General features: G+C 65.8%; 20 protein-coding genes. 9 read left to right on the forward strand and 11 right to left on the reverse strand.

The window, feature by feature from the left end:
* The first annotated feature begins 165 nt into the window (after positions 1 to 165).
* The 8 genes from CK498_RS16215 (at position 166) to CK498_RS16250 (ending at position 8,760) form a co-directional block, all read left to right on the forward strand.
* Complete coding sequence (locus CK498_RS16215; RefSeq protein WP_095621899.1) at positions 166 to 1,686, forward strand: ABC transporter substrate-binding protein; 1,521 nt, start codon at positions 166 to 168, stop codon at positions 1,684 to 1,686.
* Positions 1,687 to 1,752: 66 nt separating this feature from the next.
* Entirely contained in the window at positions 1,753 to 2,670 is a 918-nt protein-coding gene (locus CK498_RS16220) for an ABC transporter permease (protein WP_095621900.1), read from the forward strand.
* A gap of 10 nt (positions 2,671 to 2,680) precedes the next feature.
* Positions 2,681 to 3,580, forward strand: coding sequence for an ABC transporter permease (locus tag CK498_RS16225; protein ID WP_095621901.1), 900 nt, complete (start codon positions 2,681 to 2,683; stop codon positions 3,578 to 3,580).
* A complete protein-coding gene (locus CK498_RS16230; RefSeq protein ID WP_229359118.1) occupies positions 3,573 to 4,595 on the forward strand; it encodes an ABC transporter ATP-binding protein in 1,023 nt (340 codons plus the stop codon). Before CK498_RS16225 ends, CK498_RS16230 begins: the two co-directional genes overlap by 8 nt.
* Positions 4,592 to 5,590: an ABC transporter ATP-binding protein gene (locus CK498_RS16235; RefSeq protein ID WP_229359119.1), complete on the forward strand. Its 999-nt coding sequence runs from the start codon at positions 4,592 to 4,594 to the stop codon at positions 5,588 to 5,590. Before CK498_RS16230 ends, CK498_RS16235 begins: the two co-directional genes overlap by 4 nt.
* 41 nt (positions 5,591 to 5,631) lie before the next feature.
* The gene (locus CK498_RS16240; RefSeq protein WP_095621903.1) at positions 5,632 to 7,041 is read left to right on the forward strand and encodes a M20 family metallopeptidase; all 1,410 of its coding nucleotides are present in this window, start codon (positions 5,632 to 5,634) and stop codon (positions 7,039 to 7,041) included.
* The gene (locus tag CK498_RS16245) at positions 7,038 to 8,225 is read left to right on the forward strand and encodes a M20 family metallopeptidase (RefSeq protein WP_095621904.1); all 1,188 of its coding nucleotides are present in this window, start codon (positions 7,038 to 7,040) and stop codon (positions 8,223 to 8,225) included. Before CK498_RS16240 ends, CK498_RS16245 begins: the two co-directional genes overlap by 4 nt.
* Before the next feature lie 97 nt (positions 8,226 to 8,322).
* The gene (locus CK498_RS16250; RefSeq protein ID WP_176475814.1) at positions 8,323 to 8,760 is read left to right on the forward strand and encodes an META domain-containing protein; all 438 of its coding nucleotides are present in this window, start codon (positions 8,323 to 8,325) and stop codon (positions 8,758 to 8,760) included.
* Here CK498_RS16250 and CK498_RS16255 read toward each other — a convergent pair.
* The gene (locus tag CK498_RS16255) at positions 8,754 to 9,287 is read right to left on the reverse strand and encodes a GrpB family protein (RefSeq protein ID WP_095621906.1); all 534 of its coding nucleotides are present in this window, start codon (positions 9,285 to 9,287) and stop codon (positions 8,754 to 8,756) included. The two genes, CK498_RS16250 and CK498_RS16255, sit on opposite strands and share 7 nt — an antisense overlap.
* The gene (locus CK498_RS16260; RefSeq protein ID WP_095621907.1) at positions 9,253 to 10,281 is read right to left on the reverse strand and encodes an AraC family transcriptional regulator; all 1,029 of its coding nucleotides are present in this window, start codon (positions 10,279 to 10,281) and stop codon (positions 9,253 to 9,255) included. Before CK498_RS16260 ends, CK498_RS16255 begins: the two co-directional genes overlap by 35 nt.
* A gap of 129 nt (positions 10,282 to 10,410) precedes the next feature.
* On the opposite strand from CK498_RS16260, the gene CK498_RS16265 reads away from it, so the two are divergent.
* Positions 10,411 to 11,589, forward strand: coding sequence for an MFS transporter (locus tag CK498_RS16265; protein WP_095621908.1), 1,179 nt, complete (start codon positions 10,411 to 10,413; stop codon positions 11,587 to 11,589).
* A 57-nt stretch (positions 11,590 to 11,646) separates the two neighbouring features.
* Here the strand turns inward: CK498_RS16265 and CK498_RS16270 are convergent, their stop codons facing one another.
* The 9 genes from CK498_RS16270 to CK498_RS16310 form a co-directional block, all read right to left on the reverse strand.
* Entirely contained in the window at positions 11,647 to 12,342 is a 696-nt protein-coding gene (locus tag CK498_RS16270; protein WP_095621909.1) for an aspartate/glutamate racemase family protein, read from the reverse strand.
* 54 nt (positions 12,343 to 12,396) lie between these two features.
* Positions 12,397 to 13,101 carry a DUF899 domain-containing protein gene (locus CK498_RS16275; protein ID WP_095621910.1) on the reverse strand — a complete coding sequence of 235 codons (705 nt, stop codon included), beginning with the start codon at positions 13,099 to 13,101 and terminating at the stop codon, positions 12,397 to 12,399.
* 13 nt (positions 13,102 to 13,114) lie between these two features.
* On the reverse strand, positions 13,115 to 13,510 hold the full coding sequence (locus tag CK498_RS16280) for a VOC family protein (protein WP_095621911.1): 396 nt from the start codon (positions 13,508 to 13,510) through the stop codon (positions 13,115 to 13,117).
* Entirely contained in the window at positions 13,483 to 14,034 is a 552-nt protein-coding gene (locus CK498_RS16285; protein WP_095621912.1) for an SRPBCC family protein, read from the reverse strand. The genes CK498_RS16280 and CK498_RS16285 overlap by 28 nt, the downstream gene beginning before the upstream one ends.
* On the reverse strand, positions 14,031 to 14,369 hold the full coding sequence (locus CK498_RS16290) for an ArsR/SmtB family transcription factor (RefSeq protein WP_217987796.1): 339 nt from the start codon (positions 14,367 to 14,369) through the stop codon (positions 14,031 to 14,033). The genes CK498_RS16285 and CK498_RS16290 overlap by 4 nt, the downstream gene beginning before the upstream one ends.
* A 76-nt stretch (positions 14,370 to 14,445) precedes the next feature.
* Positions 14,446 to 15,165 (reverse strand): SDR family NAD(P)-dependent oxidoreductase, encoded by a 720-nt coding sequence (locus tag CK498_RS16295; RefSeq protein WP_095621914.1) that lies wholly within the window; start codon positions 15,163 to 15,165, stop codon positions 14,446 to 14,448.
* 117 nt (positions 15,166 to 15,282) lie between these two features.
* Positions 15,283 to 16,122, reverse strand: coding sequence for an Nmad3 family putative nucleotide modification protein (locus CK498_RS16300; RefSeq protein WP_095621915.1), 840 nt, complete (start codon positions 16,120 to 16,122; stop codon positions 15,283 to 15,285).
* Between the two features lie 26 nt (positions 16,123 to 16,148).
* Positions 16,149 to 16,991, reverse strand: a complete 843-nt coding sequence (gene nfo / locus CK498_RS16305) for a deoxyribonuclease IV (RefSeq protein ID WP_095621916.1) — start codon at positions 16,989 to 16,991, stop codon at positions 16,149 to 16,151.
* 71 nt (positions 16,992 to 17,062) lie between these two features.
* Positions 17,063 to 17,530 (reverse strand): OsmC family protein, encoded by a 468-nt coding sequence (locus CK498_RS16310; protein ID WP_095621917.1) that lies wholly within the window; start codon positions 17,528 to 17,530, stop codon positions 17,063 to 17,065.
* Positions 17,531 to 17,560 lie beyond the last annotated feature (30 nt).

Here is a 17,560-nt window from a genome sequence, read left to right on the forward strand (position 1 = left end):
AGGTTTGCCGAAACGGCAACGATATATTCTAAACATTATACTTGTAGCACTTCTTGTCCATGCCTAGTTTGGACCCATGGTGAAGCGACACCTAACAACGACAACACCACTAGGTGCTCCCAACGCTCATATCCGCTGCCAGACCAATAACAAACGAGGTATGACATGCTGCAATTGCGTCCACTCCGCTATGCGATTTCCGTTGCCCTATTGGGCTGCCTGGCATCCCCGGCACTGGCCGGCAAGGCCAACGACACCCTGGTCTATGCCTCCGACAGCGAGCCGGAAAACGTAAGCCCCTACCACAACAATCTGCGCGAGGGGGTGATCCTCGCCCATTTGGCATGGGACACCCTGATCTATCGCAACCCCGACACCCAGGAGTACGAGCCGCGGCTGGCGACGCGCTGGGAGTGGGTCGACGACACCACCCTGGAGCTCGAGTTGCGCGAAGGGGTGACGTTTCACAACGGTGAGGCGTTCGATGCCGACGACGTGGCGTTCACCTTCAACTATGCGGTGTCGCCCGAGTCCCGGGTGGTGACGCGGCAGAACGTCGACTGGATCGAGCGCGTCGAGACGCTCGATGACTATCTCGTCCGCATCCATCTCGGGGCACCTTTTCCGGCGGCGCTGGAGTATCTCTCCGGCCCGACGCCGATCTACCCCGCCGAGTATTTCCAGGAAGTGGGGCTCGAGGGCTTCAGCCGCGAGCCGGTGGGTACCGGCCCCTATCGGATTACCGCCGTGCGCCCCGGGGATGGCGTCAGCCTGACCCGCTTCGAGGAGTACTTCGAGGAGAGCCCCATCGGCCAGCCGCAGATCGGCAATATCGAGTTCAAGGCGATCGCCGACGAGGACTCGCGCATGGCGCAGCTGATGTCGGGACAGGTCGACTGGATCTGGCGGGTACCGGCAGATCAGGCCGAGTCGCTCGAGCGCATGCCCCAGATCAGCGTGCTGGGCGACGAGACCATGCGCGTCGGTTACGTTGGGCTGGACGCGGCGACGCGCGACGACTCGCCGCTGAGCGATCTACGCGTGCGCCAGGCCATCAACCATGCCCTCAACCGCGAAGGCCTGGCCAATGACCTGGTGCGGGGCGGCAGCCAGCCGCTGTATGCGCCCTGTTTCCCGACCCAGTTCGGCTGCGAGACCCAGGACGTGATCGAGTATGAGTACGATCCCGACAAGGCGCGCGAGCTGCTGGCCGAGGCGGGCTATGCCGATGGCTTCGAGATCGATCTGCACGCTTATCGCGAACGCGACTACGCCGAGGCGATGATCGGCGACCTGCGCGCGGTGGGCATCAACGCCAATCTGCGTTTCATGACCTCGCCAGCCCTGCTCGAGCTGCAGCGCAGTGGGCGTACCGACATGGCGTTCAAGGCCTGGGGCTCGTTCTCGATCAACGACGTCTCGGCCTTCACCAGCGTCTATTTCAATGGTGGCGTTGACGACCTGTGGCAGGACGCCCAGGTGCAGGAGTGGCTGAGCATCGCCGACAACTCCGTCGATCCCGAGGTGCGCCGCCAGCACTACCGCCAGGCCCTGGCGCGCATCTCCGAGCAGGCCTACTGGGCGCCGCTGTTCTCCTACTCCACCTACTACGCGCATACCGCCGACCTCGATTTCACCGCTTATCCCGACGAGTTGCCGCGCTTCTACGAAGCGAGCTGGAAGTAACGGCGCTGGCGATCTTTCACTGATCAACGGGGCCGCGGTATCGCGGCGGCCCGGGAGTGAGACATCATGGGATCATTCATCTTCAAGCGAAGCCTGCTGGCGCTGTGCGTGGCGCTGACCATTTCGGTGCTCTGCTTCGGCCTGCTACAGCTTTCCGGCGACCTGGCGGTGGCCATCGGTGGGCCGGAGGCCACCGCCGAGCAGGTCGAGCGGATCCGCGTCGAGTATGGGCTCGACCGTCCCGTGGTCGAGCAGTTCGCCAGCTGGCTATGGGGGGCGATACAGCTCGACTTCGGGCGCTCCTACTACTACCAGAGCTCGGTGATGGACCTGGTCGTCGAGCGTCTGCCGGTGACTATGACGCTCGGGGTGCTGTCGCTGGCCATCGCCATCGGCGTTTCGATTCCGCTGGGCGTGGCAGCTGCCCTGATGCGCGGTAGCTGGGTTGATCGCCTGGCGATGGCCATCGCCGTGACCGGCCAGGCGATGCCGAACTTCTGGTTCGGCCTGACCCTGATCATCCTCTTCGCGGTCAACCTGCAGTGGCTACCGGCGGCCGGCAGCGAAAGCTGGCAAGGCTTCGTGCTGCCGGCCATCGCCCTGGGCTACTACGCCACCCCGGCGATGATGCGCCTGACACGCAGCGGCATGCTCGAGGTGCTGGCGTCGGATTACGTGCGCACGGCGAGGGCCAAGGGGCTGCGTACCGGCACGGTGGTCTTCAAGCACGCGCTGCGCAACGCCGTGATTCCCGTGGTGGCCCTGGCGGCGGTGGAGCTGGGATTCATGCTCGGCGGCTCGGTGGTGATCGAGACGGTGTTCTCGCTGCGCGGGCTGGGGCAGTTGGCCTGGAACTCCATCTCGCGCAACGACTACCCGGTGGTGCAGGCCGTGGTGCTGATCATCGCGCTGTTCTACATCGTGCTGACCCTGCTGGCGGACATTCTCAACGCCGTGCTGGATCCGCGGCTACGTGCCCGCTAAGGAGAGCGTCATGAACGATTCCCTGATATCGACGCCCGGTGCCGTGGCGGACGGCACATGGCCGCGCTTCACGCGTGCCGTGCTTGGGCATCGCGGGCTGGCGCTGGGTGCCGCCATCGTCACGCTGCTGTTACTCGCCGCCTTGCTGGCGCCCTGGCTGGCCCCCCACGACCCCTATCTGCAGAACACCGCCAACCGCATGGTGCTTCCGGTGTGGCACGAAGCGGGCAGCTGGGAACATCCGCTGGGCACCGACAGGCTGGGGCGCGATTATCTCAGCCGCCTGATCTACGGTACGCGCATCTCGCTGTTCATCGGCCTGGTCGCGGCGCTGATCTCGGGGCTGATCGGCTCCACCCTGGGGGTGTTGGCGGGCTACTTCGGCGGCCGCGTCGATGCCGTGATCAGCTACCTGCTCACCACCCGCCTGGCCATGCCGGTGGTGCTGGTGGCGCTGGCCATGGCCTCGCTGATCGGCGGTTCGCTAATCACGGTGACCCTGCTATTGGGTTTGCTGCTGTGGGACCGCTTCGCGGTGGTGGCGCGCTCCGCCACCCTACAGCTGCGCGACGCCGAGTACGTCCAGGCGGCGCGAGCGCTGGGCTGCCCCTTGCATCACATCCTGCTGCGCGAGGTGCTGCCCAATATCGCCGCGGCGCTGATCGTGGTCGCCACCCTGGAGGTGGCCAATGCCATCCTGCTCGAAGCGACCCTGTCGTTCCTGGGCATGGGGGTGCAGCCGCCGTTGCCCTCGTGGGGGCTGATGATCGCCGAGGGCAAGTCCTACATGTTCTTCCAACCCTGGGTGATCGCCATTCCCGGCAGCGCACTGTTCGTGCTGGTGCTGGCGATCAACCTGCTGGGCGATGGTTTGCGCGACATCAGCGCGCCGGGAGGTCGAAATGAGTGAGCCAGCCATGCCACTGCTGACGGTCAACAAGCTGCGCGTCGACCTGCCGGTCGACGCCGGGACGCTGCATGCCGTGCGCGGCATCGATTTTCATGTCGAGCGCGGCGAGATGCTGTGTCTGGTCGGCGAGTCGGGCTGCGGCAAGTCGATGACCTCGCTGGCGCTGATGGGGCTGTTGCCGCGCCGGGCGCGGGTCACGGCCGAGAGTTTGCGTTTCGATGGCATGGAGCTGCTGGGCCTGACGGAGCGGGCCCGCAGCGACTTGCGCGGCGCGCGCATGGCGATGATCTTCCAGGAGCCGATGACCGCTCTCAACCCGGCGTATACGCTGGGCAACCAGCTCTGCGAGGCGCTGCGTCGCCATCGCCGGGTGAGCCGCGGCGAAGCCCGTGAACGGGCCGTGTATCTGCTGGAGCGGGTCGGCATCAGTGCTGCCGCCGAGCGTATGGACCAGTACCCGCACCAGCTCTCGGGCGGCCTGCGCCAGCGGGTGATGATCGCCATGGCGCTGATGTGCGAACCCGACCTGATCATTGCCGATGAGCCGACCACGGCGCTTGATGTCACCATCCAGGCGCAGATCCTGCGGCTGCTGCGCGACCTGCAGCGCGAGTTCGGCACCGCGGTGATCTTCATCACCCATGACCTGGGGGTGGTGGCACGCATCGCCGACCGAGTGGCGGTGATGTATGCCGGCGAGGTGATCGAAACGGCAAGCGCCGAGGCGCTCTTCGCGGCTCCCAGTCATCCCTACACCCAGGGGCTTTTGAACTGTATTCCGGCTCCTGGCAAGACCCCTCCAGGTAGTCGCCTGCAGGCGATACCCGGGGTGGTGCCGAGTCTGGTTGGAGCGGTCGAGGGCTGCGCCTTTCGCAATCGCTGCCCGCTGGCCGAGGCTGCGTGCGAGACGCCTCCACCGCAGACTCGCATCGCCGCCGGGCATGTCGCACGCTGCCATTTCGCCACGCGCTTGGCCGATCCTTCCCGCCAACCACAGCCTAAGGTGATGTCATGATGCTTGCGACCGAACCCACCCAGGTGCCGTCGGCGGGGGGGGAGCAACCATGCGCCCTGGAACTCCGGGCTCTGTCTAAGAGCTTTACCCTGGGCAGTGGATTATTGCGTAAGGGACGCAAGCTGCACGCCGTCAGCGAGGTGTCGCTGCGCGTGCCTCGCGGCCAGGTCATGGGCCTGGTGGGGGAGTCGGGGTGCGGCAAGAGCACGCTGGCCAAGATGCTGTTGGGGCTGACATCGCCCACTGCCGGCGAGGTGCTGGTAGACGGTCGGCCGATCGCAGGTGCCAACCAGAAGGCGCTGGCTCGCCATATTCAGCCGATCTTCCAGGACCCATACTCATCGCTCAATCCCCGCCAGCGGATCGCCCAGATCGTCGGCTTGCCGCTGCGCGTCCATGGTATTGGCAGCCCCAAGGAGCAGGCCGCCAGGGTAGCCGAGATGCTCGATCTGGTCGGCCTGCCGGGGCGCGCTGCACGGCAGTACCCCGGGCAACTCTCGGGTGGCCAGCGCCAGCGGGTGGCCATCGCCCGGGCCTTGATCATGCGCCCCGCCCTGGTGATCTGCGACGAGCCCACCTCGGCGCTGGATGTCTCGGTACAGGCGCAGATCCTCAACCTGCTGCTCGACCTCAAGGAGGCGTTCGGCCTCACCTATCTGTTCATCAGTCACGACCTCGCGGTAGTCGAGCATCTCGCCGACCGGCTGGCGGTGATGTACCTCGGGCGCATCGTCGAGGAGGGTAGCCGCGAGCAAATCTTCGGCGCCCCGCGCCATCCCTACACCCGGGCGCTGCTGGCCTCGGCGCTGACCCCAGAGCCCGGCCTCGGCGTGCCGGACATCGGTCTGGGTTGCGGACAGCCCGACCCCAGCGCGCCGCCCTCCGGCTGTGCTTTTCACCCGCGCTGCCCGCTGGCCGAGGCGAACTGTGAAAGGCACCGGCCATCCTTGAATGACGCCGAGGGCGGGGGGCGCGTTGCCTGCCACCTGGCGTGAGCGTGCCACTCCAATCTCTAACTGTGAATCAGGAGCTTGCCATGTCGCGCGAACGAGCGCTGGATAACGCCCGCCACCACTTCGATAGCGGTGCCCTGCAACGACGGCTGGAGGCGCGTGTGGCGGTGCCCAGTGAGAGCCAGGTAGCGGGGCGCCTCGATGAGCTGCAGCGTTACCTCGACGAGCAGGTCGTGCCCGACATCGAGGCCCTCGGGTTCGACTGGGAGATCGTCGATAACCCGGTGGCCGGGTTCGGCCCCTTCCTGATCGCCGAGCGTATCGAGCCGGATGCCGCCCTGAGCGTACTGACCTATGGCCACGGCGACGTGGTACGCGGTTACGACGACCGCTGGCGTGAGGGGCTATCGCCATGGCGTATCACCCGGGAGGGCGACCGCTGGTATGGCCGCGGCACGGCGGACAACAAGGGCCAGCACAGCATCAACCTGGCGGCGCTGGCGTGTGCCCTCGAGGCGTGCGACGGTCGGCTCGGCTACAACGTCAAGCTGGTGATCGAGATGGGCGAGGAGACCGGCTCACCGGGCCTGAAGGAGATCTGCCGACGCCACCGCGAGCGACTCGCCGCCGATCTCTTCATCGCCTCTGACGGGCCACGGCTGAACGCCGATTCACCGACGCTGTTCCTGGGCTCGCGGGGCTCGTTCAATTTCGACCTGCGGCTGTGCGCCAGGGAAGGCGCCCACCACTCGGGAAACTGGGGCGGGGTGCTGAAGAACCCCGCTGTGCGCCTGGCCAACGCCCTGGCGACGCTGGTCGATGCCAATGGCGTGATTCAGGTGGAGGGGCTGCGACCGGGGCCCATCCCCAAGGCGGTACGTGCGGCACTCGCTTCGCTACAGGTCGGTACGGGTGAGAATGCCCCGGCCATCGACCCCGACTGGGGCGAACCGGGCTTGTCGCCGGCGGAACGGCTGTTTGCCTGGAACACCCTGGAGATCCTGGCGTTCGAAGCCGGCAATCCCAGCGCGCCGGCCAATGCCATCCCGGAGCGTGCCCATGCGCATTGCCAGCTGCGCTATGTCGTGGGCAGCGACCATACCCGCTTCCTCGAACACCTGCGCCAGCATCTCGACCGTCACGGCTTCGAAGACATCGAGGTGACCCCGGCGCGGGTGTCGCAGATGGCGGCGACGCGTCTCGACCCGGAAGACCCGTGGGTCGGCTGGGCATTGGCCTCGATGCAGGCGACCAGCGGCAAGGCCCCGACGCTGTTGCCGAACCTGGGAGGGTCGCTGCCCAATGACGTCTTCGCCGAGACGCTGGAACTGCCTACGTTGTGGGTGCCGCACTCCTATCCGGCCTGCTCGCAGCACGCCCCGGACGAGCACCTGCTGGGCAGCGTCGCGCGTGAGGGCCTGCTGCTGATGGCGGGGCTCTGGTGGGACCTGGGTGCCCAGGGGCAGGAGATATTGAAGGAGAGATCGTCATGACGGCGAGGCTGATGGAGCAGGCATGCAGCTGGCTCGCCGATCAGCGCGAGGCCATGGCCGAGTGCCTGAAGACCCTGGTCGAGATCGACTCCCACAGCCACGACAAGGCTGGTAACGATGCCGTGGCCGATGTGATCGCCGGCTGGCTCGAGGCCGACGGCATTGAGCTCAAGCGAACATCGCGACCGCACGCCGGCGATATTCTCGAGGCGCGCCTGGAGGGGACTCAGGCAGGGCATGTGCTGCTGATGGGGCACCGCGATACGGTGTTTCCCACCGGTACGGTAGCCCGCCGCGGCTATACCCAGCGGGGCGACCTGGCCTTCGGCCCCGGTGTGGCCGACATGAAGGCCGGGCTGGTGCTGAACTGCTTCGTGCTGCGCGCCCTGCGCCGCCTGCCTTCGCTGCCGTATCCCGTACATGCGCTGTTCACTGCCGACGAGGAGATCGGTTCCTTGGATGGCCGCGCCTTCATCGAGGAAGCGGTTCAGGGCGCGCGGGCGGTCTTCAATGCCGAGCCGGGGCGGGTCAGCGGCAATGTGGTCACCGCTCGCAAGGGTGGCGCGGGTTTTCTCATCGAGGTCGAGGGCCGGGCAGCGCACTCCGGGGTGAATCACGCCGACGGCGCCAGCGCCATCGAGGCGCTGGCACGCAAGATCGTCAAACTTCACGCCCTGACCGATCATGCCGCTGGTGTCACCACCAACGTCGGGGTCATCGAGGGTGGCATGTCGCGCAACACCGTGGCCCCCTGGGCCCGCGCCCAGCTCGACGTACGCTTCGTCAGCGCGTCGCAGCGCGAGCGGCTCTATGCCGACATCGAGGCCATCGTTGCCGAGCAGGAGCTACCAGGTACGAGTGGTTCCCTGACCCGAACCTCCGCCTTCCTACCGCTGGAAGCGCGCATGAGCGAGGTGCTGTTCGGCCACTACCAGGGGCACGCCGCCAGGCTGGGCTTCGCGGTGGAGGGGGAGTTCACCGGTGGCTGCTCGGATGCCGGCTTCACCGCCAGCCTGGGTGTGCCGACGCTGTGCGGCGTCGGGCCGGTAGGGGCCAAGATGCACACCGATGAGGAGGTCTGCCGCCTCGACACCCTGGTGCCTCGCGCCCAGGCGGTGGCGGCCACGCTGCTCGATCTCGGCGACCTGACGGGCGAGGGTGCGAAATCCCCGGTATCTGCGTAATTCAGGCTGGCTATTCGCCGCGGCTTTTCCGACATTACGGCACATGGAGCCCGCTGCGTAGCGGCGGGAGTGGAGAAAACTTGATGAGGGAATGAGAATGAAAAGTCGCTTTGCCATCTTGTTGGGATCGCTGGCCGTCGTGCTGATGGGTTGTACCGGCATGGAGCATGCGACGACCCACGACGAGCCGCTGGAAAATACCTACTGGAAGCTGACTCGAGTCGGCGATGTCACGCCCGTAGCGGTGGACAACCAGCGCGAGGCGCATTTCGTGCTGCACACCGAGGAGAACCGCGTGGCGGGCTCCACCGGCTGCAACCGCCTGGCAGGCAGCTACCGGCTGGAGAACGATGCCCTGAGCTTTGGCCCGCTGGTCACCACGCGCATGGCCTGTCTGGAGGGAGGCGATACCGAGCCGGCTTTTCTTGGCGCACTCGAAGCGACGGCCACCTGGCAGGTCGAAGGTCAGGCACTGACCTTACGCGATGAGTCAGGCGCAGTCGTGGCGCAGTTCGAAGCGGTGCATCTTTATTGAGCGATGACGAAACGCACGAACTCCCCCTTGGCCTGGGTATAGGCCTCGCGGTCCGCTTGGTGGCGGGAAGCCAGCTCGCGCTTGAGGTCGGCATAGCGTGCGGCCAGCGCCGGGTCGCGGCTCAGAGCGTCGCGGAAGGCGAGTCGCTGGCGCCACAGCTCGCCGTTGTGCACCACCACATGCAGGTGGTGGGTACGCCGGCCGTTGGCGTGGCGCATGAACCAGCGGCGGTCGCTCAGGCCGGCGTTGAACTCGATCGAGGTCACGTAGCCGTAATCGAGCATTGGCTCGAACAGGGCGTCGGCCATGGCCATGGAAGCGACCCCGGCCATGACGTCGATGATGGGCTTGGCCGGCATGCCGGGCATGGCGGTACTGCCAATATGCTGCACGTCGAGCAGCTCGGCGTGGAATCGCTGCAGCAAGCGGTCGCGTTCGGCGGCGTAGCGTGCCGGCCAGGTGGAATCGTACTCCACCAACTGCACTGGCTCGTCAATGGCCTGCTGCAGCGACTGGGCGTCGTTCATGGGTAGTCTCGGTAGCAGAGGTCGTCATGGTGATGCCGGTACCAGGCTCGCGCTGCTGGCGCAGGACCCCGGGCGGGTAGCCGTGGATGCGCTTGAAGGCGCGGCTGAAGGCGGCCGCACTGCCATAGCCCAGGCGGTAGGCCACGGTCTCGATCGGCTGTCGTTCCCGGCCGATCCACTGGGCCGCCAGGCGCATGCGCAGCTCGGTCACGTAGCGGTGCGGTGTCATGCCGGTTACCGCCAGGAAGCGTTCGGCGAATACCGAGCGTGAGCTGCCCATCTCGGCGGCGAGCTCCGCTACCGTCCAGTTGCGCCCCGGCTCGCGGTGCAGGGCGGCGATGACGCGGCCCAGGCGCGGGTCGCGCAGCGCCTCGATCCAGCCGCTGGCATCGCCGCAGCCGCACTCCACCCAGCCGCGTACGATAAAGGCGGCCATCACATCGGCGAGCCGCGCCAGGATGGCGGCGTAGCCTGCCCGCTCGCTTCCCGCCTCGCGCTCCATCGCCTCGAGCATGGGCAGGATCTCGGGCTGTCGCTCGAGCAGGGTGCCGACGTGCATCACTTCGGGCATCAGCGAGACCAAGGCGTGCATGCTGCCCAGGTCGAACTCCATGCAGCCGCTGAACGTCAGGGCGCCATCCACGGTGCAGCCCTGCGGGCAAGCGCGGATTGCGCTGACCGCCTCGCACAGCGTGGCGCTCTCGAAGGCGGCGATGTCCTGAGCCGGCTGATCGGGCGCGGAGAGCAGGGCATGCAAGCCACCGCGCGGCAGCAACAGGGCGTCTCCCGTCGAGAGGGTATGAACGCTGCCGCTGGGGCTGCGCAGGTAGACGGGGCCGCGCGCCACGAAGTGGAACTGCGCCCAGCCCTCCACTTGCCCGAACTCCACCCCCAACGGAGGCGAGAGCTGGATGCGTCGATAGGCGATGCCGCGCAGGCGCATGCCAAGCAGCAGTTCGCTTACCAGGTCGCTGGGCTGTTCCGGCTTGGGCATCTCGGACTCCTTTCTTCAAGATTCGGATGAATAATCAAGTATTCAAGAGTGTCTAGCATAGATCGTCCGGCCTGGTCGCTCTAGTCTTCTCGTTCCTGACGAACGCTTCTCTAGGATAGGAGGACGAGCATGAACGACTTGGTATCGCGGGCACGACCTGCATGGGGGGCGGTCATCTCTATGGCCCTCGGCGTCTTTGGGCTGGTAACGGCGGAATTTCTGCCCGCCAGCCTGCTCACGCCCATGGCGGCAGACCTGGGGATTACCGAAGGCATGGCGGGGCAGGCGGTAACGGTCACCGCCGCGGTGGCGCTGCTGACCAGCCTGCTGATCTCCACCGCTACACGGCGCTTCGACCGCCGTCACGTACTGCTGGGCTTCTCGATGCTATTGGTCGCTTCGAACCTGGTGGTGGCCTTCGCTCCCAACCTGACGATCCTGCTGTTCGGGCGTGTGTTGCTGGGTCTGGCCCTGGGTGGGTTCTGGACCATGTCGATCGCCACCATGATGCGCCTGGTGCCCGAGGACTTGGTGCCACGTGGGCTGTCGATCATGTTCAGCGGCGTTTCCGCGGCGACCATTGCCGCTGCACCACTGGGCAGTTACTTCGGCGACCTGCTCGGCTGGCGCGACGTGTTCCGCCTGGCCGCGCTGCTGGGGGTGCTGGCGCTGGCGGCGCAGCTTATGACCCTGCCGCGCATGGCGCCGACCGGTCTGACCCGCCTGCGTACCCTGTTCGACGTGCTGATGCGGCCGCGCATCGGCGTGGGGATGCTGGCCGCGGCACTGGTCTTTACCGGCCACTTCGCCTTCTTCACCTATATTCGGCCGTTCCTCGAAACCGTGACCGGGGTTGGCGTGAACGGCGTGGCCACCATCCTGCTGGGCTTCGGCGTGGCCAACTTCCTCGGTAACTACCTGGGCGGCTGGATGGTCGAACGCAACTTGCGCCTGACCATGATTGCGATGCCGCTGCTGATGGGCGCGCTCGGGGTATCATTGGTGCTGCTGGAAAGCACGCCGGCCACCGATGCCGCGCTGGTCGCGATGTGGGGATTGGCATTCGGTGCCATTCCGGTGGCGTGGTCGACCTGGCTCACCCGCACGGTGCCTGACGAGGCCGAGAGCGCCAGCGGTCTGCTGGTGGCGGCCATCAACCTGGCGATCGCTACCGGCGCCGCGGTGGGTGGCCTCATCTTCGACCTGGGCGGCGCTTTAAACGTATTCGCCGCTAGCGGTGCCGTATTACTTTTGGCCGCGCTGATGATCCTGGTGGGGGTAAGAACACGGCCATTGGCGACCGCTTGAACTTGAGCATTGTCTAAAGAGTGCGGCCCGCTTCGGCGGGCTGCTTCTTGCTATTGTTCAACCTTCGAGCGCCCATTTGACCGCTTCCTCGGCGTGAATGGCCGTAGTGTCGTAGAGCGGCACCTCGGTATGGGGCTGCTGCACCAGCAGGGCAATCTCGGTGCAGCCGAGGATTACCGCCTCGGCGCCACGTTCATGTAGCGAATCGATGATCTCCAGATAGCGCTGCCGTGACATTTCCTTCACCTCGCCCAGGCACAGCTCGGTATAGATCACCTCGTGAATGAGGTCGCGCTGGGCCTCGTTGGGTACCAGCACCTCAATGCCGAAGCTTTCGGCGATTCGCCCCTTGTAGAATTCCTGCTCCATGGTGAAGCGGGTGCCGAGCAGGCCGACACGGTGAATGCCGTCATTGGCCAGGCGCCGTGCCGTGGCATCGGCGATATGCAGTAGCGGAATGGAGATCGAGGCCTCGATCTCTGCTGCGACCTTGTGCATGGTGTTGGTGCCGATCAGCAGGAAGTCGGCACCACCGGCCTCCACGCTGCGAGCGGCCTGGCTGAGGATCTCGGCGGTGGCGTCCCAGTCGCCAGCGTGCTGCAGCCGCTCAATCTCGGCGAAATCGACGCTGTAGAGGCACAGCTTGGCCGAATGAAACCCACCCAGGGTGGCTTTCACGCCTTCGTTGAGGGCGCGGTAGTAGCTGGCGGTGGATTCCCAGCTCATACCGCCGAGCAGGCCAATGGTCTTCATGGTCGTGTCCCTCCTCTTTATTGCCGTTCACTCCATCATTGTCGAACGGCTCGACTATGTCTCGTATTCGTCGTGACGTCGGTTCCACACGTAGGGCGGTGTCTGCGGCCAGCCTGCCGGTGAGTCCTCCCAGGTCTCCTGGCGACCGTAGGGCGTCAGGTCCAGGTAGGACCACAGGCTGCCGAGGTACTCCACGCCGCGTTTGCCGCTGAAGTAGGTCCGGTAGATACGCTCGCCGTCGCGCAGGAAGACGCTGATGCCATGGCGTTCGCCGCGGTCGGTGTCGGGAGCATGACAGTTGCAGCTCGTCACGCCCATGTCCTGGTTGAAGCTGCCGTTCAGCGACGAGACCCACGTCGGGTGCTGCCAGCCCATGCGTGCCTGATAGCGTAGAAGCTTTTCCCTCGATGCGCGGGAGACCAGCACCAGGGTGGTGTCGCGGGCGTGCAGGTGGGCGGGGTGGGTCATGGCGTCCACCACCCAGGAGCAGCCGTCGCAGCCGGCCTGCCAGTCGGGGCCGAACATGAAATGGTAGACGATCAGTTGGCGGCGCCCCTCGAACAGGTCGAGCAGGCTGGCTTCGCCCTGTGGCCCTTCGAAGACGTAGTCGGCACTCACCTCGACCATCGGCAGGCGGCGTCTCGCAGCGTTTAGGCGGTCGCGCTCACGGGTATGAGCCTTTTCGCGGGCGATCTGTTCGTTCAGAGCGCTGCGCCATTCTTCTTCGGAGACGATAGGGGGCAGGGCCAGGGGTACCATGGTGTTCTTCCTCTCAGGCCAGGTTGAGTTGCCACGACACGCCGAAGCGGTCGTTGAGCCAGGTAAAACGAGTGCTGAAGCCGTAGTCGTCGGCTGGCATCAACGTCTCGCCATCCGCCCCGAGCTGCTCGCGAAGGCGCTCGAACTCTTCACGGCTTTCGCACTCGACGAATAGCGATATCGAAGGCGTAAAGCTGAAGGGGTGTGCTATGTGGCTGTCGATACAGGTGTAGCGCCGGCCGGCCAGGGTGAATTCGGCCTGCATGATGCTGCCTTCTCTACCAGGCCCTTCGGGGCCATAGCGATCGAGCCGGACGATGTCGGAATCGTCGAACAGCGAGACGTAGAAGCGCATGGCCTGCTCGGCATTGCCTTCGAACATCAACTGCGGGGCGACATGATGTGGCATCGGTATTCCTCCTCTAGGCGCTCGAAGGTGGGCCAGAAAGGGGCAGGGGCATGGCCCAGCAGCACGCCTTCCAGCACGCTGAGATGGGTATGCCAGCCACTGGCCACGTTGACCATGGTGTCGTCATCGGCGAGGCGACGATGGGTCACCACCAGGCGTACCTGGTCGCCGATCTCGCTGAGCTCGAAGGTCACCTCCGATAGGGCTTCTTTGCCCCCGCCCCAGGTCCAGGCAAGCACGTGGGGTGGCTCGCAGCGCAGCACCTGGTGCTGCGTCGTGAAGCCGCCGTCGTAGCGGCGAAACCGCTCTCTTGGTGGCGTCTTGTCGGGCGTCAGTTGGCTATTGTGGAAGTGCAGTGCGAAGGCGCTACCTGCTCGCGTTTGCATGGCGCCGGGGGCGAGCCACTGGCCACGCTTGTCGGATTCGGTGAGGAAGGCCCAGACCCGTTCGATGGGGCCCGGCAGCAGGCGCTCGAAGCGGATACTCTCCTCGGCAATCTTCTCTCCGTAGCCGGTGTTACTCATTTCAACTCCCCCTCATCCGACAATTTGTCATGGGGTTCGGCCTTCAGCGCCGCTTCCAGCGCATTCAGGCGCTGGCTCCAGAAGCCTTCGTAGACGCTTAGCCACTGTTCCGCCGCCGCCAGCGGCTGTGGTTGCAGCCGGCAGTAGTGGGCGCGTCCTTCGACGCGCCGCTCCACCAGCCCCGCCTGCTCCAGTACGCGCACGTGCTTGGAGACGGCGGCCAGCGAGATGTCGAACGGCTCGGCCAGCTCGCCGACCTTGCACTCACCGGCCGCCAACCGCTCGAGAAGCCGGCGACGGGTGGGGTCGGCCAGGGCGTGGAAGACCCGGTCCAAGTGCATCTCATTAAATTCAACCATATGGTTTAAATAGTCGGTGGGTACTAGTTTGTCAACCACATGGTTTAATATTCTAGAAGCGCGTATCGCCGATGGCCGGCATTACCACTTCCCTGACGTAGGCATTCGGCGACAGCGCCAGCAAAGTGCGAACCAAATGGACCACGTCATGAAGCGGAATGGACTCGCCCTCGTCGCGTTGGGCTGCGCGCTCGAGGGGCACGGCCAGGTCGTCTTCGGTATTGAGATAGCCGAGCTGCAGGCAGGTGACCGCCAGGCCCTGGTCGCGGAAGCCCTCGCGCAGCGCCTCGGCGATGCCGCGCAGGGCGAACTTGGTGGCGCTGAAGGTGACCTCCGGCCTGCCGTGGCCGGGTAGCGCGGAGGTCGAGCCGGTGAGGATGATGCGTGGAGCGGCGGAGTTAAGCAGCGCAGGAAGCAGCGCCTGGATCAGCAGGATGGCTCCGCTGACGTTGACCGTGACCATGTGCTGAATCTCCGCGGGGCTGTCCGCCAGGAAGCGGTAGTCGGGCTCGAAGGCCCGGCTTTCCCACAGCCCCAGGTTATAGATCAGCACATCCAGCTTGCCCCCTGCCATCGCCCCGGCCACCTTGGCGGCCGCCGGCTCGGGCGAGGCCAGGTCGGCGGCAATCCACTCGATTTCGATGCCGGCACGCTCGGGCAGCCTCGTCGGCACGCTGCGCGATACGCCGATCAGACTATCGCCACTGTCGCCCAGCCCTTCGATGAAGGCTCGCCCCAGCCCCTGGCTCGCTCCCACGATCATGATGCGCATCTGCTGTCTCCTCGCATATTGGCGAGCCGGTTGTCGGCTCGTTCGTTAGCGAGGCTAGCTCCTGGACTTCACTTGAGGTCAAGCGTCGTGGGGCCAGGCAGATACGCGGGCGTTGATTTAAACAGGCCGGCCGCCTTGCATCAGTGCAGCTGCCCATGGAAGGGCCTCGGGATATTCGTCGCCATCCAGCACGAACTCCTGGCCGCGGGCCACGGCATCAAGCTCAGTATGGTCGGTGTGCTGGCGCCAACGCTGGCGATTGGCATGGTAGCTCAGCGGCGTGCGGCCATGCTCCGGATAGCACCAGCGCGGTAGCCTCCACTGGGAGACCCGCGTCGCCTGGGGGGCCGTCAGCTGCCGTTCCGGCGCGACGTGCGAGAAAGCGCCGACACCTGGCAGCGGCTCGTCGAGTTCCGGCAGAGCGAGCTGGGGACGTGCCAGATAGAGCACGTTGTTGGGATCGTCCTGGCGCTGAAAATGGGGGTGATAGTGCGCCCAGGCGTGGTGGTCGCCTCTGGCTTGATCGACCGGCAAGACCGAGGCGACCTGGAGCCAGCCCCAGATCACATGGCGGGGCCTCGATCCAGGCACCCAACGCCAGCCGCCGGCGTGGGGTTCGACGCGCCGAAACAGGCCGAAGAATAGAAACAGGTCTCCTGGGCCGACGCCGTGGTTGCGCAAATGCCCCTGGGCCTGGCCGCTCTGGCCGAAGAGCGGTCGCCAGCCGGGCGCCCGCGGCAGCATCTCGGGGATCAGGTCGGGGTCGATGTGGGCGCCATGTTCCGCAGTGATCTTGCCGCGGGTGAGCGGTTCGACCAGCCGGCTTAGCGGCGCACCGTCGAAGCTGATATCCGCATAGCGAATCGTCGAGGCCGCATCCGGGATCGGTAGGGCGAGCAGCCGGCCGTCCGGCAGGATAGGGCTGGGTACCCCGCCGGCGGAGGAGTCGAAGTCCATGCGGCAGGGGGCCGTGTGATGATGGCTCAGCGCTGTTGGCCGCGCAGCCAGGCGATCTCCTCGGCCCAGATCGCCGGCTCGATGGTTTCCAGCACCAGGGGGATGCCGTCGATGCGCGGGTCGCGCATGATGGTGGTGAAGGCGTCGAGGCCGATGTTGCCCTGGCCCAGGCTGTGGTGGCGGTCGACGCGGCTGGCGAAGGCGCTCTTGGCGTCGTTCAAGTGCATGCCGCGCAGGTACTCGAAGCCGACCACCTTGCCGAGCTCATCGAGGGTAGCGGCGCAGGCCTCCGGCGTGCGCAGGTCGTAGCCGGCAGCAAACGCGTGGCAGGTATCGATGCACACCCCGACCCGCGACTTGTCGTCGACCTGGTCGATGATCTCGGCCAGGTGCTCGAAGCGCCAGCCCAGGTTGGTGCCCTGGCCGGCGGTGTTCTCGATCACTGCGGTGACGCCCCGGGTCTCGGCCAGCACATGGTTGATCGAGTCGGCGATGCGGGTCAGGCATTCGCGTTCGCTGATCTTCTTCAGGTGGCTGCCGGGGTGGAAGTTAAGCAGCGAGAGGCCGAGCTGCTCGCAGCGCTGGAACTCGTCGAGGAAGGCGGCGCGGGACTTGTCGAGCCCGGCGGCATCCGGGTGACCGAGGTTGATCAGGTAGCTGTCGTGGGGAAGGATCTGCCCGGGCCCGAAGCCGTGTTCGCGGCAGGCGCTGCGGAACGCCTCGATGGCTTCGTCGGTGAGCGGCTTGGCCTTCCACTGGCGCTGGTTCTTGGTGAACAGGGCGAAGGCATCGGCGCCGATCTCCACCGCGCGCAGCACGGCTTGATCCGGTCCGCCGGCGGCACTGACGTGGGCACCGAGATATTTCATGCGAATTTCCTTGCTAAGGGTTTCGGGAAGGCCAAAGCGTAGCATTCCGACACGCCGGCATCAGTCGCCTTTCACTGCAGCACGATGCGCGGTTCACATGTCACCGGGAAGTTGACCGAATTGGCGATAAAGCAGAGTGCATGGGCGCGCTCATGCAGGCGCTCGGCGAGCTGTGCATCGCTGTCGCCGCTGACAGTGACCCGCGGCCGCAAGGTCACCTGGGTAAAATGACCGCCGCCGCTGCTGGTCAAGGCCATGCTGCCCTGAGCCTGGTCGGTATAGTCCTCGACGACGATCCTGGCCTCGGCGCACAGGTGTAGGTACCACAGCATATGGCAGGCGGAGAGGGAGGCGACCAACATGTCCTCGGGATTGTGGCGCCCGGCATCGCCGAGGAAGGCGGGGTCCGCCGAGCCCTGCAGAGTGGCCTTGCCGGCGATCTCGATGTCATGGTCCCGCGAATAGGCGCGGTAATCACGGGTACCGCTGCCCTGGTTGCCGGTCCAGGTGACTTGTACGTGGTAGTCGTGTTGATGCATTACGGTGATGCTCCTGAGTATTGAGGCCAG

It is taken from the genome of Halomonas salipaludis, from assembly GCF_002286975.1.
Taxonomy (GTDB): Bacteria; Pseudomonadota; Gammaproteobacteria; order Pseudomonadales; family Halomonadaceae; genus Franzmannia; species Franzmannia salipaludis.

What these genes read in the sequence shown, in the direction of transcription:
- CK498_RS16215 (WP_095621899.1), top strand. Translation starts at nt 166, where the DNA reads ATGCTGCAATTGCGTCCACTCCGCTATGCGATTTCCGTTGCCCTATTG.
- CK498_RS16220 (WP_095621900.1), top strand. Translation starts at nt 1,753, where the DNA reads ATGGGATCATTCATCTTCAAGCGAAGCCTGCTGGCGCTGTGCGTGGCG.
- CK498_RS16225 (WP_095621901.1), top strand. Translation starts at nt 2,681, where the DNA reads ATGAACGATTCCCTGATATCGACGCCCGGTGCCGTGGCGGACGGCACA.
- CK498_RS16230 (WP_229359118.1), top strand. Translation starts at nt 3,573, where the DNA reads ATGAGTGAGCCAGCCATGCCACTGCTGACGGTCAACAAGCTGCGCGTC.
- CK498_RS16235 (WP_229359119.1), top strand. Translation starts at nt 4,592, where the DNA reads ATGATGCTTGCGACCGAACCCACCCAGGTGCCGTCGGCGGGGGGGGAG.
- CK498_RS16240 (WP_095621903.1), top strand. Translation starts at nt 5,632, where the DNA reads ATGTCGCGCGAACGAGCGCTGGATAACGCCCGCCACCACTTCGATAGC.
- CK498_RS16245 (WP_095621904.1), top strand. Translation starts at nt 7,038, where the DNA reads ATGACGGCGAGGCTGATGGAGCAGGCATGCAGCTGGCTCGCCGATCAG.
- CK498_RS16250 (WP_176475814.1), top strand. Translation starts at nt 8,323, where the DNA reads ATGAAAAGTCGCTTTGCCATCTTGTTGGGATCGCTGGCCGTCGTGCTG.
- CK498_RS16255 (WP_095621906.1), bottom strand. Translation starts at nt 9,287, where the DNA reads ATGAACGACGCCCAGTCGCTGCAGCAGGCCATTGACGAGCCAGTGCAG.
- CK498_RS16260 (WP_095621907.1), bottom strand. Translation starts at nt 10,281, where the DNA reads ATGCCCAAGCCGGAACAGCCCAGCGACCTGGTAAGCGAACTGCTGCTT.
- CK498_RS16265 (WP_095621908.1), top strand. Translation starts at nt 10,411, where the DNA reads ATGAACGACTTGGTATCGCGGGCACGACCTGCATGGGGGGCGGTCATC.
- CK498_RS16270 (WP_095621909.1), bottom strand. Translation starts at nt 12,342, where the DNA reads ATGAAGACCATTGGCCTGCTCGGCGGTATGAGCTGGGAATCCACCGCC.
- CK498_RS16275 (WP_095621910.1), bottom strand. Translation starts at nt 13,101, where the DNA reads ATGGTACCCCTGGCCCTGCCCCCTATCGTCTCCGAAGAAGAATGGCGC.
- CK498_RS16280 (WP_095621911.1), bottom strand. Translation starts at nt 13,510, where the DNA reads ATGCCACATCATGTCGCCCCGCAGTTGATGTTCGAAGGCAATGCCGAG.
- CK498_RS16285 (WP_095621912.1), bottom strand. Translation starts at nt 14,034, where the DNA reads ATGAGTAACACCGGCTACGGAGAGAAGATTGCCGAGGAGAGTATCCGC.
- CK498_RS16295 (WP_095621914.1), bottom strand. Translation starts at nt 15,165, where the DNA reads ATGCGCATCATGATCGTGGGAGCGAGCCAGGGGCTGGGGCGAGCCTTC.
- CK498_RS16300 (WP_095621915.1), bottom strand. Translation starts at nt 16,122, where the DNA reads ATGGACTTCGACTCCTCCGCCGGCGGGGTACCCAGCCCTATCCTGCCG.
- nfo (WP_095621916.1), bottom strand. Translation starts at nt 16,991, where the DNA reads ATGAAATATCTCGGTGCCCACGTCAGTGCCGCCGGCGGACCGGATCAA.
- CK498_RS16310 (WP_095621917.1), bottom strand. Translation starts at nt 17,530, where the DNA reads ATGCATCAACACGACTACCACGTACAAGTCACCTGGACCGGCAACCAG.